Source organism: Maribacter antarcticus DSM 21422 (assembly GCF_000621125.1).
GTDB classification, from domain to species: Bacteria; Bacteroidota; Bacteroidia; order Flavobacteriales; family Flavobacteriaceae; genus Maribacter; species Maribacter antarcticus.
The window spans coordinates 1-15,138 of the sequence record NZ_JHZC01000006.1; the positions used below are offsets into that span (position 1 = coordinate 1).

15 protein-coding genes are annotated in these 15,138 nt (G+C 38.0%); 10 read left to right on the forward strand and 5 right to left on the reverse strand.

Annotated elements, in window-relative coordinates:
* Both Q360_RS22345 and Q360_RS27345 read left to right on the forward strand, forming a co-directional pair.
* The coding region (locus tag Q360_RS22345; RefSeq protein ID WP_036195199.1) for a T9SS type A sorting domain-containing protein at positions 1-458 on the forward strand (458 nt) is incomplete at its 5' end.
* A 138-nt stretch (positions 459-596) separates the two neighbouring features.
* Entirely contained in the window at positions 597-773 is a 177-nt protein-coding gene (locus Q360_RS27345) for a LytTR family transcriptional regulator DNA-binding domain-containing protein (RefSeq protein WP_084273365.1), read from the forward strand.
* A 63-nt stretch (positions 774-836) separates the two neighbouring features.
* Here the strand turns inward: Q360_RS27345 and mnmE are convergent, their stop codons facing one another.
* A complete protein-coding gene (gene mnmE, locus Q360_RS0105180; RefSeq protein ID WP_027076147.1) occupies positions 837-2,207 on the reverse strand; it encodes a tRNA uridine-5-carboxymethylaminomethyl(34) synthesis GTPase MnmE in 1,371 nt (456 codons plus the stop codon).
* A gap of 607 nt (positions 2,208-2,814) precedes the next feature.
* Between mnmE and Q360_RS0105190 the strand changes: the two genes are divergently transcribed.
* Complete coding sequence (locus Q360_RS0105190) at positions 2,815-3,180, forward strand: DUF4870 domain-containing protein (RefSeq protein WP_027076148.1); 366 nt, start codon at positions 2,815-2,817, stop codon at positions 3,178-3,180.
* 72 nt (positions 3,181-3,252) lie between these two features.
* On the opposite strand, the gene dnaN is transcribed toward Q360_RS0105190, so the two are convergent.
* Both dnaN and Q360_RS0105200 read right to left on the reverse strand, forming a co-directional pair.
* On the reverse strand, positions 3,253-4,371 hold the full coding sequence (gene dnaN, locus Q360_RS0105195) for a DNA polymerase III subunit beta (RefSeq protein ID WP_027076149.1): 1,119 nt from the start codon (positions 4,369-4,371) through the stop codon (positions 3,253-3,255).
* Positions 4,372-4,689: 318 nt separating this feature from the next.
* A complete protein-coding gene (locus tag Q360_RS0105200) occupies positions 4,690-5,520 on the reverse strand; it encodes an SAM hydrolase/SAM-dependent halogenase family protein (RefSeq protein WP_027076150.1) in 831 nt (276 codons plus the stop codon).
* A 130-nt stretch (positions 5,521-5,650) separates the two neighbouring features.
* On the opposite strand from Q360_RS0105200, the gene Q360_RS0105205 reads away from it, so the two are divergent.
* The 5 genes from Q360_RS0105205 (at position 5,651) to Q360_RS24460 (ending at position 9,182) form a co-directional block, all read left to right on the forward strand.
* Entirely contained in the window at positions 5,651-6,607 is a 957-nt protein-coding gene (locus Q360_RS0105205) for a PhoH family protein (protein ID WP_027076151.1), read from the forward strand.
* Between the two features lie 58 nt (positions 6,608-6,665).
* Positions 6,666-7,610: a phosphoribosylaminoimidazolesuccinocarboxamide synthase gene (locus Q360_RS0105210; RefSeq protein ID WP_027076152.1), complete on the forward strand. Its 945-nt coding sequence runs from the start codon at positions 6,666-6,668 to the stop codon at positions 7,608-7,610.
* Positions 7,611-8,198: 588 nt separating this feature from the next.
* Positions 8,199-8,381 carry a hypothetical protein gene (locus tag Q360_RS25640; RefSeq protein ID WP_156950013.1) on the forward strand — a complete coding sequence of 61 codons (183 nt, stop codon included), beginning with the start codon at positions 8,199-8,201 and terminating at the stop codon, positions 8,379-8,381.
* A 214-nt stretch (positions 8,382-8,595) separates the two neighbouring features.
* Positions 8,596-8,757 carry a hypothetical protein gene (locus Q360_RS25645; RefSeq protein WP_156950014.1) on the forward strand — a complete coding sequence of 54 codons (162 nt, stop codon included), beginning with the start codon at positions 8,596-8,598 and terminating at the stop codon, positions 8,755-8,757.
* Positions 8,758-8,840: 83 nt separating this feature from the next.
* Positions 8,841-9,182, forward strand: a complete 342-nt coding sequence (locus Q360_RS24460) for a hypothetical protein (protein WP_156950015.1) — start codon at positions 8,841-8,843, stop codon at positions 9,180-9,182.
* A 17-nt stretch (positions 9,183-9,199) separates the two neighbouring features.
* On the opposite strand, the gene Q360_RS0105235 is transcribed toward Q360_RS24460, so the two are convergent.
* A complete protein-coding gene (locus tag Q360_RS0105235) occupies positions 9,200-10,624 on the reverse strand; it encodes an L-serine ammonia-lyase (RefSeq protein ID WP_027076154.1) in 1,425 nt (474 codons plus the stop codon).
* A gap of 951 nt (positions 10,625-11,575) precedes the next feature.
* Here Q360_RS0105235 and dnaK point away from each other — a divergent pair.
* Complete coding sequence (gene dnaK / locus Q360_RS0105245; RefSeq protein ID WP_027076155.1) at positions 11,576-13,483, forward strand: molecular chaperone DnaK; 1,908 nt, start codon at positions 11,576-11,578, stop codon at positions 13,481-13,483.
* A 146-nt stretch (positions 13,484-13,629) separates the two neighbouring features.
* Positions 13,630-14,514: a hypothetical protein gene (locus Q360_RS0105250; protein ID WP_211251574.1), complete on the forward strand. Its 885-nt coding sequence runs from the start codon at positions 13,630-13,632 to the stop codon at positions 14,512-14,514.
* A gap of 61 nt (positions 14,515-14,575) precedes the next feature.
* Here the strand turns inward: Q360_RS0105250 and Q360_RS0105255 are convergent, their stop codons facing one another.
* Positions 14,576-15,136: a GNAT family N-acetyltransferase gene (locus Q360_RS0105255; RefSeq protein ID WP_036195202.1), complete on the reverse strand. Its 561-nt coding sequence runs from the start codon at positions 15,134-15,136 to the stop codon at positions 14,576-14,578.
* Between the last annotated feature and the right edge of the window lie 2 nt (positions 15,137-15,138).

Consider the following 15,138-nt stretch of genomic DNA (forward strand, 5'->3'; position numbering starts at 1 on the left):
GTAGCGCAATTGCATCAATTTCTGGAAGCCATAGTCTAGGTCAAACCAAAACATGGAATCTTGATGCTTCACAAATAGCTGGTGGTGGTTTCATAACCCTTATGGTAAAACATAGTACAGGTAATGATGTAGCTTTTGCTTCAGATGAAACAAATCTAGCACCAGAACTTATTATTACAACAGTAAGTTCTCAACTAAGGAGATTTAATTTGCTCAGTGTAACACCAAATCCCGCAAGTACTTCGACCACCTTAAGGTTCGAAGAACCAGTGGAATTAAGAATGATTCAAGTTTTTGATGTTATGGGTAGATTAATAACAACCTACGATGGTGTAAATGTATCAAATGGCGGAGCCTATGTGCTAGATATAAACTCGATTTCAGCAGGTACATATTTTATTCGTTCTTATGATAATGACGGCTTTTCATATCAAAAACAGATGGTTATAGAGAAATAGAACTTATGAAAAAAATAAAAGTGCCTTTTGAATTAATTTTTAAAGGGTACTTCCGTTACAAAAGAATCGAGTTTATAGTTGACAAAATACTAAGTCGTAAACCTATTAATCTGCTATGATTATCTCTAATAGACCTATTTGGTAAGGGGTGTTTATGGTAACATCCAAAGGTTTTATCAAATCCATAAATCTCATCTTATCAATACTGCCTACATTGATAAGTATTTGAATGAAGATTATATTGTTTTAGAGGATAATTCTAAGCGACCTGTATCTCGTGTTAGGCGTGCTGCATTTTTAGATAGTTTGAAATGAATGTTGAATTTAAAGGTAATATTATAAATTAAATATAAAATACTGATAATCAAATATTTAAATTTATTTTCCAATACAGAAATTAGAAAAGATATTCCCCAAAAGATCATCTGTAGAAACAGAACCTGTAATCTCGCCCAAATGATAAAGCGCTTCGCGAATATCTATAGCCATAAGGTCACTGGATAATTCTATATCCATCCCTTCTTTCACACGTTGTATTGACTCCAAGGCTTTTAGCAAGGCATCATAATGACGGTTATTGGTTATAATGGTGTCATTTTTCCCTAAGGCTCCCGCACTGGAAAGTGTTAAGAGCGTGTTTTTGAGTTCTTCGATACCTTGCCCTGTTTTGGCTGAAATTAATTGTAGTCTGGAATACCTATTTTGTAGCGTTGCTATGCGTTGCTGATTGACTTCATCTACCTTATTCGCTATCAATAAAATATTCTTGTCCTGATACTTTTCTTGTAGGGTCTTGATTTCGGCTTCTTTGTCGTTTGAGGCCTCGAACAGATAAATAACGAGTTGTGCCTGTTCAATTTTTTCAAAGGCCCTAGCAATTCCTATTTGTTCTACTTTATCGCTGGTTTCTCGCAGACCTGCCGTGTCTATAAATCTAAAATTAACACCTCCGATGGCTATTTGGTCTTCTATTGTATCTCTCGTGGTGCCGGGAATATCGCTCACAATGGCACGTTCTTCATTTAGAATAGCATTTAGTAAAGTGGATTTTCCTACATTGGGTTCGCCTACTATGGCAATAGGAATGCCATTTTTGATTACATTACCAAGAGCAAAGGAATCTATAAGGTCCTTAAGAACTTTAGTGATTTTTTGTAATAGTTGATTGAATTGCGTCCTGTCCGCAAATTCTACATCTTCCCCCGAAAAGTCGAGTTCTAACTCTATCAAAGAAGCAAAATTTAATAATTCTTGCCTAAGTTCATTAATTGTAGAGCTGAACCCACCGCGCATCTGCTGCATAGCTATTTGGTGAGCCGCCTCACTATCGCTTGCGATAAGATCTGCCACGGCTTCGGCCTGACTCAAATCCATTTTACCGTTTAAAAAAGCACGCATCGTAAATTCTCCTGCTGCTGCCATGCGACATCCTTGTCTTAAAAATAATTGAATAATTTGCTGCTGGATATAGGATGAACCGTGACAGGAAATTTCTATAACATCCTCACCGGTGTAGGAACGAGGATTTTTAAAAATGGAGACCAAGACCTCATCCAATAGGGTCTCGCCATCAACAATATGGCCTAAATGTATGGTGTGACTTTTTTGTTCTTTTAGTGTTTTAGTAGTAACGGGTTTAAAATGTTCGGAAACTAAGGTAATAGCCTTAGCTCCTGAAATTCTAATAACGGCAATGGCACCAGCACCTGAAGCTGTGGCCAAAGCAATAATAGTGTCGTTTTGAATCATGTGACAAAAGTAAATAATATTACCTTAGAAATGTCTTTGTTCCTTATGCCTACATCTTGTTATTTATGTACAAAAATTAAATACGATGGTTCGCTTAAATCAGAAAATAAAATAGGCACGAAATAGCTAAAATTGGCATTCGTTGCCTTACGTGTATTTGCAATAGCGACGAGTTTCTATGGTCAAACAACAGCATCTAGTCAAGGTTCTGTTTCTGTTGTGATTATCGAAAAGAAAAAAAAGAAATGAAGGACAAGGGTGATGCAGTAAATAAACAGCTTAAAAAAAAGAAAAAGGAAGCTAAAGGAAAGCTATCAAAGAGAAATTAAAAAGGAATATCGCCATTATGTTTAAAGACATTGCTAAGGATAAAAATCAGATAGAAAAGTTAGCGGCAAAATGGAACAGGCTAAGGGCTAGTTGACTCCTGTGGTCATCGGTAAAACCAATCGTAAACTTGGTAAATTGAATGTAAAGATTGTAAAGAGCCAAGAGAAGTTAGAAGAACTATTACAGGAATAATACGAGCTTTTGAACCATTGGTAGTGTAACATTTCCCTTTTTTTTAGACACATAAGTAGGTATTCATCTAAAAATCAATCGAAAAATGGAAATTATTAATCAAAACAGTGTTCTTAGAGAAGACCAAAGTGTATTGGTCATCGCACATTTAACTCAGTATTTGAATTATATTACAGGTATTGGAGGTTTATTAGTGCCTTTGGCACTTTGGCTTACTATGAAGGATACCGTAATAGGTATGGACGAACACGGTAAGTCTATTATCAATTTTCAGTTAAGTCTTATTTTGTACGTGATTATTGGTATTCCGGCTATCCTTTTATTCGGATTAGGAATTATCCTGCTGGTGTTTACCGGTATCCTCTCCCTAATTATGCCGCTGATAAACGCGGTTAGGGCAAGTAATGGAGAATCACCGAGTTATTTTGGAACGATACGATTTATATCCTAAAAAAAGCTATCAAGGTTAAAGGGAGCAAAACTTTGCTCTCTTTAACTTATATCAATTGGTTGTACTATCCCGTTATCCATTTAACATTACCGGCATAACAAGCATGGTTACGCTCTCTCCTTCATCTAGACCATCGATAGGCGTAAGGATACCTGCTCTATTGGGTAGGCTCATTTCCAGGGAAACTTCATCAGCTCCTAAATTATTAAGCATTTCTGTTAAAAATCGGGAGTTGAATCCTATTTGCATGTCATCACCTTGGTAAGCACAAGTTAAACGCTCTTCCGCTTTGTTTGAATAGTCTATATCCTCTGCAGAAATATTTAGTTCTGCACCTGCTATTTTTAAGCGAATCTGATGGGTTGTTTTATTTGAAAATATAGACACCCGACGCACGGAGCTCAAAAATTGATTTCGAGCTATTGATAGTTTATTAGGATTTTCCTTTGGAATTACTGCTTCGTAATTTGGGTATTTTCCATCGATTAACCTACATATCAATTCGGTATCGTCAAAGGTGAATTTTGCGTTACTCTCGTTATATTCTATAAGAACGTCAGATTCGCTTCCGGCCAATATACCTTTTAATAAGGTGAGCGGCTTTTTTGGCATAATGAACTCTGCAACTTCGGATGCACTAACATCTTCTCTTCTGTACTTCACCAATTTATGTGCGTCCGTTGCGACAAAGGTTAGATGCTCTGGGGAAAACTGAAAGAATACACCACTCATTACAGGCCTTAGGTCATCATTTCCTGCAGCGAAAATTGTCTTGGTGATTGCAGTAGCTAAAATGTCTCCCAAAAGTGAAGTGGAGCTAGGACTTGCCAACTCAACCGCCTTTGGAAATTCTGCACCGTCTGCATATGCCAGGGCATATTTTCCATGATTGCTGCTGATTTCAATCGTATTGTTGTCCGCAACCATAAATGTCAGGGGCTGCTCTGGAAAGGTTTTTAAGGTTTCCAACAATAAGCGAGCAGGAACGGCAATGATTCCTTCATTATCCGAATCTACATTAAGTACAGAACTCATTGTTGTTTCCAGATCAGACGCAGAAACGGTTAATTTATCCTTTTTAAGATCGAAAAGGAAATTATCCAAAATGGGTAGGGTGTTGCTATTATTGATGACTCCACCTAAAATCTGAAGTTGTTTTAACAAATACGTGCTAGATACTATAAATTTCATCTTTGTCTACTTTGAATTATATCTTTAAAATGTCTTCCTTAAAATAGTTTTAAGGTTCCAGTTTTGGGGGAATCCTCTGAAACAAAGATATTTGAATTGTAGTTTTATAGGAAACAAACTTATTAACAGCGATATTAAGCTGTGTTATGCACCCAAGCACCGCAATACCAACTTAATCTGATTTATTATTTCTATACGCCAAGTAGTTATCAACTATTTGATAGGCGATAATCCTATTAAAGTAAGGCAGGTCTATACAGATTTCGAATTTGATATTATTAAACTGCTTAGCGTCAAATGGCACCAGCAACTCAGTGATTAAGCAAAATCAATACTAATGCTGTCTCGGTACTCCAGACCTAACAATGTAGCGGCACCGCCAACCGTATTTAAGTTGCTTTTGTAAATAGCAAGCTCTATATATCCCGAGGAATTAAATAGGGCTAGCAAGTCGCCATCACCTTTGCGTTTGTTTTTTTCTAATTTAAAATCGATGATATCGCTGTAGCTATTATGAATTTGGGTTAGCTTTTGGTTTCGGGCCTGTAATATAAATGGCATTCCTTTTCGATGACCATCAAATAGATTTTTTCGAATATTGGTTACTACGTTACCATAGTTATCGATATAAATAACGCTTCCTATTATTTTTTTTCCATCGTCTGAAACCCTTGGTAAAAACTCTCGTAGGAGCTTTAGATTGGTAAAAGGTTTGCCCACCACCTCTAGAGTACCTCCACGAGCGATATGGCAGGCTACCTGAACAAATACGCTCATCACTGGAAAAGAGCCTTGAATACGGTCCGGAATATTTATCTGCACTACCTTCTCCGGACTTAATTCTGACGTAATCAGGCCTATGACTCCAGTATTAGCACTCACAAAGTAATGTCCGTCTACTAAAACCGCAATATGTTGATTTTCTGGAGTTGCTTCAGAATCTACACCAACAATATGTATGGTGCCACTAGGGAAATTATGATAGGAATTTTGAAGGATATACGCACACTCCTGAATGTTGAAAGGTGCAATACCGTGTGAAATATCAATAATGTTTGCATCTGGAAGCTCGGTATAGATAGAGCCCTTTAGCACCCCAACAAAATGGTCTTTAATTCCGAAATCGGTTGTTAAGGTAATAATCGCCATGCCACAATGTTGATATGTTTTTGCTTTGGCAAACTTAATTTTTACTTAAATTTGAGTAACAAAATTAAACAAAAAAACAGCCAGGCGAAATTAATCTTTGCTTAGTTGACATCTTACTAAAAATGACTATTTGAACGAGCTAATATTAGAACTTACCGAGATAAGTCCACGGGATTTTTTTGGACAGCAAAATGAACACATAGACCTCTTGAAAAAGTATTTTCCAAAGTTGAAAATAGTGGCTAGAGGCAACAAGATAAAGGTTTACGGAGACGAAGTACTTCTGGAAGAATTTGAAAAGCGTTTTGAAATGCTTGTTCAATATTTCGTAAAGTATAACAAGCTAGATGAAAATAGTATTGAGCGTGTTCTCATAGACGATGAAGATACATCAAAGAACCAAGCTTCTGCAAAGAGCGGTGAGACTTTGGTGCATGGAGTCAGTGGCAGACTAATAAAAGCCCAGACCGAAAATCAAAGACGTTTGGTTGATGCCTCAAAAAAGAACGATATGGTTTTTGCTATTGGCCCAGCGGGTACTGGTAAAACGTATACGGGAGTAGCCTTGGCTGTAAAAGCACTTAAAGAAAAGCAAGTGCGTAAAATCATCCTAACACGGCCTGCGGTAGAAGCAGGGGAGAATTTAGGATTTTTACCAGGTGATCTCAAGGAAAAGCTAGATCCTTATATGCAGCCGTTATATGATGCGTTACGGGATATGATTAGTCCTGAAAAACTGACGCATTACATAGAAACAGGGATTATAGAGGTGGCTCCCATGGCGTTTATGCGCGGGAGAACGCTTGACAATGCTTTTGTGATTTTGGACGAAGCTCAAAATACCACCCACGCACAGATGAAAATGTTCCTGACCCGTATGGGCAAGCATGCTAAATTTTTGATCACGGGAGATCCAGGACAGATAGATTTGCCACGCAGAACTATCTCGGGCTTAAAAGAAGCTTTGTTGGTTTTACAAAACGTACCGGGCATAGAAATAATTTACTTGGATGATAAAGATGTTATTAGGCACAAATTGGTGAAAGAAGTAATCGCTGCCTACAAGACTATTGAGCACCATAACTAGGGATTATAATTTTTTTGGGGAATACGCTATTCCTTTTGTTTAAAATGTACAAGGACCAATGAATACTATAATAGACACTAATTTTGATTTCCCTGGGCAGCAAAGTTTGTACAAGGGAAAAGTACGCGAAGTCTATGCGCTAGAAAATGATATTTTGATAATGATAGCTACTGATAGGCTTTCTGCCTTTGATGTAGTTATGCCAAAGGGAATACCGTTTAAAGGGCAAATTTTAAACCAGATTGCGACAAAAATGATGGCGGATACGGCGGATATCGTTCCAAATTGGTTAACAGCAGCTCCCGATCCAAATGTGGCAATAGGCCATGCTTGTGAGCCTTTTAAGGTTGAAATGGTCATTAGAGGGTACATGTCCGGTCATGCGGCACGTGAATATAAGGCTGGAAAAAGAATGCTTTGTGGTGTACCCATGCCAGAAGGAATGAAGGAGAACGATAAGTTTCCGAATCCCATAATCACTCCTGCCACTAAAGCTGAAATGGGGAATCATGACGAAGATATTTCAAAAGCAGATATCCTTAAACGCGGTATTGTTTCCAATGAGGACTATGAAGTGTTGGAAAATTATACCTGTGCACTTTTTAAAAGAGGAAGTGAAATTGCTGCTGTTAGAGGATTGATTTTAGTGGATACCAAATATGAATTTGGTAAAACGAAAGAGGGAAAAATCGTATTGATAGATGAAATACATACTCCAGATTCTTCCCGCTATTTTTATGCCGATGGCTACGAGGAGCGTCAGGAAAAAGGAGTCGTTCAGAAGCAGTTGTCCAAAGAGTTTGTAAGGCAATGGCTAATTAACAACGGTTTTCAAGGATTAGAAGGACAAACTGTTCCAGCAATGACAGATGAATATATAGTTTCCGTTTCCGATAGATATATAGAACTCTACGAGAAGATTACTGGTGAAAAATTTGTAAAAGGGGATACCAAGCATATACAAGAGCGTATTGAAAAAAACGTATTGGAATTCTTGAAGTAATTTAAGCTGAATTTGTTAGTTTTAGGTAATTAAAATTGGTCTTTTATGCCAACCATGTCTAGTCATGGATTATGGATTTTCACCATTATCAGAACTTACAAAGATATTTTGTTTTCCGACCATAACCCCCTTACCAATCAATACTTTTTTAAGGTCTTTGAGACTCGCCTTTAATAAGGCGATTAGATTTACTTTGGACTAAAGTTGTGAAGTACTCTGCATATTCGGAAAACGAATACAAAAGATTAAAGTGTCGTAAAAATCTTTACTAAAATATGCGTTTTAGCTCCTAAACTTAAGTAGGTTTTACTTCATAATTGGAAAAAACTCACGCAACTTATGTATTTAATGGTTATCTAATTAATAAAACTACAGAGCTCATTAAAAATATACGTTTGCCTTTTAGTATTTGGTTTCTTGCTTATATCATGTGATGATGAGGCTATCACTGCCGATAAAGGTGCGCTGAATAGTACTGATTAAAGTTCTGACGGTGCAGATAGTTTTTCTTCGGAATCTGGGAGTTCCACATCTCCAAGTGGTAATGGCGGTGAAGCAGGATTTGTGACGGCTGTAGAATGAAACGATTTGGATAACTGTACTTTTTGGAGGGACTTGTTAAAAACAGAAGAGTTTACAAACAAAGCAGACTACAAGAATTTTTATACTCTGAACAGGATTTCAGTTTTAGTAAAGGGGGGAGACTTGGATACCTATAAACGATACGTCTGTAAGATTGGAGAAGGATGGAGTGGTGGTATGGGAAGCTAAGCCAGATAATTTTGGAACAACATAATTATTTGTTGGAATACGTTAAGCTGTGTTTGCGCTATCCATGGAATAATATACCTTAGTTGTAGATGATAAAATGATGTCTACACCGGTAAAAATGTTCAATTAAGGCATCAACGAATATGTTTTAGGTGCTGTTGGTTCAGCTGGCACGAAAGTAGAATTGGCTTTTATTGTAGCTACAACAGGCTCCATGTTTGCCGCGTTAGAATTCTTAAAGAAAGAGTTGTTGAGTGTGATTTCAAAAGTAGCGCAGCAAGTTCCGAGTCTTGATATCATGACATCTAGCGTATTCCATAGAGATACCGAAGACGATTATATAGTTAAATACTCTGGATTCACAATGAATACGTGAACGACTCTGGAGTTTATAAAAGCGCACAGCGCTGATGGAGGAGGTGATTTTCCAGAAGGGTTCATACCGCTTTGAATATGGTCTTGAGCGAATTGCAATGGTCAAAAACAGCAAAAGGAAGGATAGCCTTCCTTACGTTGGATGTGCCACCGTACAACAATACGTATATTAAAGGGGAGCTACAAGAAGCAATTGTAGCCGCTGCTAAAAGAGATATAAAAATTATCCCGATTACGGCAAGTGGCATCGATATCGAAACAGACTATCTCATGCGCTCTTTTTTTATTATCACCAACGGCACCTTCGTTTTCATTACCAACGACAGTGGTATCGAAAACGAACATTTGGAAGCAAGCGTAGGGGCGTATCAAATAGATAAATTGAATTACCTCTTAGTCCGTTTGATTAGCAAATATTCTGAATAGGTTGTTTTAAGAGTGCACTAGCAATCACTTAAGTATACCCCAACGGCAAGACCACCCTCTGAGGTTTCCTTGTATTTAGAACTCATGTCTTTTGCTGTTTCCCACATGGTCTGTACAACCTTGTCGAAGGGCACTTTAGCTTCTTTTGGATCGGAACCTAAAGCAAGCTCTGCTGCGTGTATTGCCTTTATGGCGCCCATGGAATTCCGTTCTATACAGGGAATCTGAACCAAACCACCTATTGGATCACACGTAAGGCCTAAATGATGTTCCATAGCTATTTCCGCTGCCATCAATACTTGTTCTGGTGTTCCGCCAAGTAGCTCTGTCAAAGCACCTGCCGCCATTGCCGAGGAAACACCTATTTCTGCTTGGCACCCGCCCATAGCGGCTGAAATGGTGGCTCCTTTTTTAAAAAGGCTCCCTATCTCTCCGGCTACCAAAAGAAATTGTTTGATATGCTCCATAGTGCCACCGTGGTTCTCGATTACCATATAATACATCAATACAGATGGTATCACTCCAGCACTTCCATTTGTAGGTGCCGTAACCACACGGCCTAGGGCGGCGTTGACCTCGTTTACACTTAAAGCAAAACAGCTCACCCATTGCAGGATTTGCCGGAACTTTACTTCGGTCTGTCTGATGGTCATCAGCCATTCCTCAGGATTTTCATAGGATAGATTACCCTTTAAACCTTTATGAATGTCATAGGCTCTTCTTTTTACATTGAGTCCGCCTGGTAGCTTTCCTTCTGTGTGGCAGCCGGTATACATGCATTCCAACATGGTATCCCAAATGCGTTTTATTTCTTTGTCTATTTCCGAATCGGTTCTAAGGGAGCGTTCGTTTTCTAGTACTATTTCCGATATTTTTTTTTCTTCTTGTTCGCAAAACGCCAACAACTCCGTTCCTTTTTGAACCGGAAATGGAAAGGCATTAAAGGCGTCCTTTTTTTTCTTTGCATTTTTACGCTCTTCCACCACCACAAATCCGCCACCAATGGAATAGTAGGTCTTTGATTTTTTAATTCCCGATGTCAACTGGGCTTCAAATTTTAAGCCGTTGGCATGAAAAGGAAGAAATTTTCTATGGAAAATGATATTTACATCCGGGTCGAAAATAATTTTTTTCTCATTCCCTAATTTTAGGGTTTGATTATCCTTAACATATTGCACCAACGGATGAATATCCTCAATAGGGGTATATTCAGGGTCTGCTCCAGACAGACCTAGCATAACGGCATAATCCGTGGCATGGCCCTTACCTGTGAGAGATAAAGAACCGTACATGTTTACGGTAACAGATGTTATTTGGTCAAACAGTCCGTTTCGCTTTAATTCGGCCAGCCATCTTTCGGCCGCGCGCCAAGGTCCTAAGGTATGCGAGCTAGAAGGCCCAACCCCTATTTTTAGCATATCAAAAATACTGATACATTCTATTTGTAACATAATGGTTAAAAATTGTTACGCTAATGTACAGAGAAGTTTAATGGTTTATGACTTATATAGTTGGATAATACGAAAATAAACTCGCTTCTAATCGAAGGATTCCAAAGCAAATATTTTACTTGACTTAGTTTAAAGAATACGGTTCGAATTGAAGGTCAAATGTGTTTTTCTTATTGATGTAAAAAGCTACTGTAAATAACTATTTACGCTTGTTCTCTGCTTAATTGTCAAACTCAATGAACAAAGGCTTCAAAACAAATAATCTGTTGCGGCAGGAAAAAGCCCTAAACGTGCTTCCTCCTTTTTGGAAAACAGCTTTAAAACAATGGTGATAGCGATTCTTCCGTCTTGTGCTTTATTTTTTTCTTCTAGGGTACACACGTAAATGAAATCGATGTATTAAATCCTGTGGTTACCTAAAAATAACAAGGGCCTTGGTCTATGCCTGAAGATTCGATGGTGGTAGTTATTTTACGATAGTGTCGAAGGTTTCCCGTTCGCTATTTTAATTGGATTTTAGGTTTTACAACTTAGTATTGTTTTGGGAAATATCATCAGCTGTACAAGAAATAAACAAGAGTAGCCTCTGAAGTAGTGATGTAAATTGCTTCATAGCTGTGTGATGGTTTGAATTAAACGCTTCCCGATGTTATAAAGATTTATTTTTTAAAAATAGTTGCGTCGGGTTTTTATGGAAATCTAATTCCAATTCAGAATGATGTTTTACTAAGCTTACCTGTAATATGTCATAAAAAGTAAGTAAAACCTGCCAATTTTATTGGCTTTATACCCAGGAATTTTAATATGATGGTTTGAGTATGGAAGTAATGGGCTAAAGAGGAATCAAAAATGACATCCTGTCAGGTTGCTATCCCTTGGCATATTGTTTGCCAATTGATTAACGGTTTATAGAAATAAGCACTAATATTAAAAATACATACAATGAGTAAGATTATAGGTATAGATTTGGGTACTACAAACTCCTGTGTTTCAGTAATGGAAGGTAACGAGCCTGTAGTAATCCCTAATTCAGAAGGAAAAAGAACGACACCTTCGGTAATTGCTTTCGTAGAAGGTGGTGAGATAAAGGTAGGAGACCCGGCTAAAAGACAAGCCGTTACTAATCCGGTAAATACTATCTATTCTATTAAGCGATTCATGGGAAACAAGTTTTCTGAGTCTAGCACAGAGGCGAAGCGAGTACCCTACAAAGTAGTTAAAGGAGATAATAATACGCCAAGAGTAGATATCAACGGACGCATGTATTCTCCACAGGAATTATCGGCTATGATTCTTCAAAAAATGAAGAAAACCGCGGAGGACTATTTGGGGCAGGAAGTAACGAGAGCGGTTATTACCGTACCTGCCTATTTTAACGATGCCCAAAGACAAGCTACCAAGGAAGCTGGCGAAATTGCAGGACTCACCGTAGAACGTATTATTAACGAACCAACTGCCGCTTCTTTGGCATATGGAATGGATAAAAAAGATACGGATCAAAAAATTGTTGTTTTTGATTTTGGTGGTGGTACACATGATGTTTCCATTTTGGAATTAGGTGATGGCGTTTTTGAGGTGTTATCTACCGATGGGGATACGCACTTAGGTGGTGATGATGTAGATCAAAAAATTATTGATTGGTTGGCAGATGAGTTCAAAAAGGACGAAAGCATTGACTTACGTGATGATGCTATGGCATTACAGCGTTTGAGAGAAGCTGCTGAAAAGGCGAAGATAGAATTATCCTCTTCTGCTCAGACAGAAATTAATCTTCCTTATGTAACAGCAACATCTTCTGGGCCAAAGCACTTGGTACGCACCTTAACATTGGCTAAGTTTAATCAGCTAATTGACGATTTAGTAAAAAGAACTATAGCACCTTGCCAGACGGCATTGAAAGCTGCCGGATTATCTAAAAGTGATATCGATGAAATTATTCTAGTAGGTGGTTCTACAAGGATCCCAGCAGTACAAGAGGCTGTAGAGAAATTCTTTGGTAAGAAACCTTCAAAAGGCGTGAATCCGGATGAGGTTGTTGCCGTAGGTGCTGCCATACAAGGTGGTGTTTTAACAGGTGACGTTAAGGATGTATTGTTATTGGATGTAACCCCGTTATCTCTAGGGATTGAGACTATGGGAAGTGTGATGACAAAATTAATAGAGTCTAATACTACAATACCTACTAAAAAGTCTCAAGTATTCTCAACGGCTGCAGATAACCAGCCTTCTGTTGAGATTCATGTATTGCAAGGTGAGCGCCCTATGGCAAACGACAATAAGTCTATTGGACGTTTTCATTTAGACGGTATTCCACCATCAAAAAGAGGTACCCCTCAAATTGAAGTAACCTTTGATATTGATGCAAACGGAATCATTAAAGTTTCTGCAACGGACAAAGCAACGAACAAGACCCAAGATATTCGTATCGAAGCTTCTTCAGGATTGACCGAGGAAGAAATTAAGAAAATGAAGGCAGAAGCGGAAGCAAACGCAGAATCTGACAAGAAAGCGAAGGAAACAGCAGATAAGTTAAATGAAGCGGATGGCATGATTTTCCAGACCGAAAAGCAATTGGAAGAGTTTGGTGATAAATTATCGGATGATAAGAAAAAGCCTATCGAAGATGCTTTAACGGAGTTAAAAACGGCATACGAATCTAAAGATTTAGCCCTTATAACGCCAGCATTGGATAAAATTAACGAAGCTTGGAAAGTAGCTTCCGAAGAAATGTACAAAGCACAGGCAGACGCGCAAAAAGATGGTGGTGCTCCGCAAGGAGAACCTACGGCAGATGCAGCAGCTCCTGAGGGTGACACCGTTGAAGACGTAGACTTCGAAGAAGTTAAGTAGTATTCTTCATAATTTAAGTAGAAAAAAGGGCCGGATTTATCTGGCCCTTTTTTAGTTTGGCACATATTTTGTTTTTGATTATTACAATAAAAAGTACCTTTGTTACTATGCTTGACCAATGTTCTCGTTTTCTCCTACTAGTACTTATGAGTAATGCTTGGCACGCACATGCTCAAGAAATTGAATTATTTACATTACAAGATTTTGATTTAAACAATAATGTAAAGACCTGTTTGGTTAGTACCAGTTATGGTAAGGAAGAATTTGATTTTGATACCTTGGGGCGTTTGACCAAGGTAATTACCCGATTTAACGATACGGACTATGATTTGGTTTCCTATGTCTATAAAGACGGCGAGCTTATCGAAAAAAGGTCGGAATCCTATCGAGACAATACGTTTGACCCTAGTACTTCAATAGCACACGTTTACGAATTAGATACACTTGAACATAGGAAAGTAACGGAAAAAATAGTTTCTTATGAGAATGAATTTTTAGAGCAATATAGTTACGAGTACGATGCTAATGGGGATTTAGTTAAAATGACTCGTATCAATGATGAGGGCATAGATGAGACTTTGGTAGAATATATAAAGTATAAAGGGGAATACACTATTACCTATTTAATTAATGACGTTCCGCTAAAATCGATTCGGACATCAACACTCAAAAAAAAGAACGGGACTGTTCAAGAAGTGGTCTTAGTTAAGGAATTTTTACGAGGAGAAGTCAACAAAGCATTTGAAGAGGTTTTTGATACTTCAGGAAAACTAGTTGCAAAACAAGAATTTGAATATAAGGAGGCGGAGAAGACTTTTGCGCCTACAACGCGCACCACGTATAGCTATAACGAAAATGATCTGTTGGTAGAAGAAGTGGCAAAAGGAATAACTACTACGAGGAAAAAGACCTACATATATCAATATGATAATAAAGAAGACGGGAACTGGGTTAAGCAGATTATAGCACCAGAGAATTCTTACGTTACAAGGAAAATCACGTATTACGAGGTAGAAGTTAAAGAGAAGTAAGAGGGTGGTCGTTGGTTGTTATTTTGTTAAAGAGGGCAGTACTGTAGCCTGTATTAACTGTCTAAAAATTTGTCCTTTTAAGTTCTGGCCATTCTTCTCTAAGGATACCATAACAGCAAGAGTTTCTTCTGAATCCATTTTTTACGATATTGTTTTTTTTGAGAATTCCCTCAAGGCTAGCCCCTAGTTTTTCAACGGCCTTTCTTGATGCAATATTTCTTTCATCAATACGAAATTCTACCTTCTCGAACAATATTGTTTCAAAAGCGTACGTGAGCATTAATAATTTCATTTGATGGTTAAAACCTATTCCTCGTACTGTTGGGGAAATCCAGGTCCAACCAATATGTAGTACCTTATTACCGTTATCTATGTTCCCGAATCTGGTGCAGCCTACTACTTCGTTATTTATTTGATTGTAAATAACAAAAGGAATAGATTTTTGAAGAGCAGCCTCCTCTAAAGCCACGTGTATGTAGCTTTTTAATTTTTCAATCGTGGAAACATCACTGGGACCATAGGTGTGTAAATCTAGGTGTTGTGCAATGGGCCAAAGTACCTTCCAGTGAACACCTTGTAATGGTATCAGTTTGACCTTTGTATTTTCTAATATGGTACTCATAG

Bases quoted from the DNA above. Each gene is read 5' to 3' on its own strand.
- mnmE (WP_027076147.1), bottom strand. From the start codon at position 2,207: ATGATTCAAAACGACACTATTATTGCTTTGGCCACAGCTTCAGGTGCT.
- Q360_RS0105190 (WP_027076148.1), top strand. From the start codon at position 2,815: ATGGAAATTATTAATCAAAACAGTGTTCTTAGAGAAGACCAAAGTGTA.
- dnaN (WP_027076149.1), bottom strand. From the start codon at position 4,371: ATGAAATTTATAGTATCTAGCACGTATTTGTTAAAACAACTTCAGATT.
- Q360_RS0105200 (WP_027076150.1), bottom strand. From the start codon at position 5,520: ATGGCGATTATTACCTTAACAACCGATTTCGGAATTAAAGACCATTTT.
- Q360_RS0105210 (WP_027076152.1), top strand. From the start codon at position 6,666: ATGAATACTATAATAGACACTAATTTTGATTTCCCTGGGCAGCAAAGT.
- Q360_RS25645 (WP_156950014.1), top strand. From the start codon at position 8,596: ATGTTTGCCGCGTTAGAATTCTTAAAGAAAGAGTTGTTGAGTGTGATT.
- dnaK (WP_027076155.1), top strand. From the start codon at position 11,576: ATGAGTAAGATTATAGGTATAGATTTGGGTACTACAAACTCCTGTGTT.
- Q360_RS0105250 (WP_211251574.1), top strand. From the start codon at position 13,630: ATGAGTAATGCTTGGCACGCACATGCTCAAGAAATTGAATTATTTACA.
- Q360_RS0105255 (WP_036195202.1), bottom strand. From the start codon at position 15,136: ATGAGTACCATATTAGAAAATACAAAGGTCAAACTGATACCATTACAA.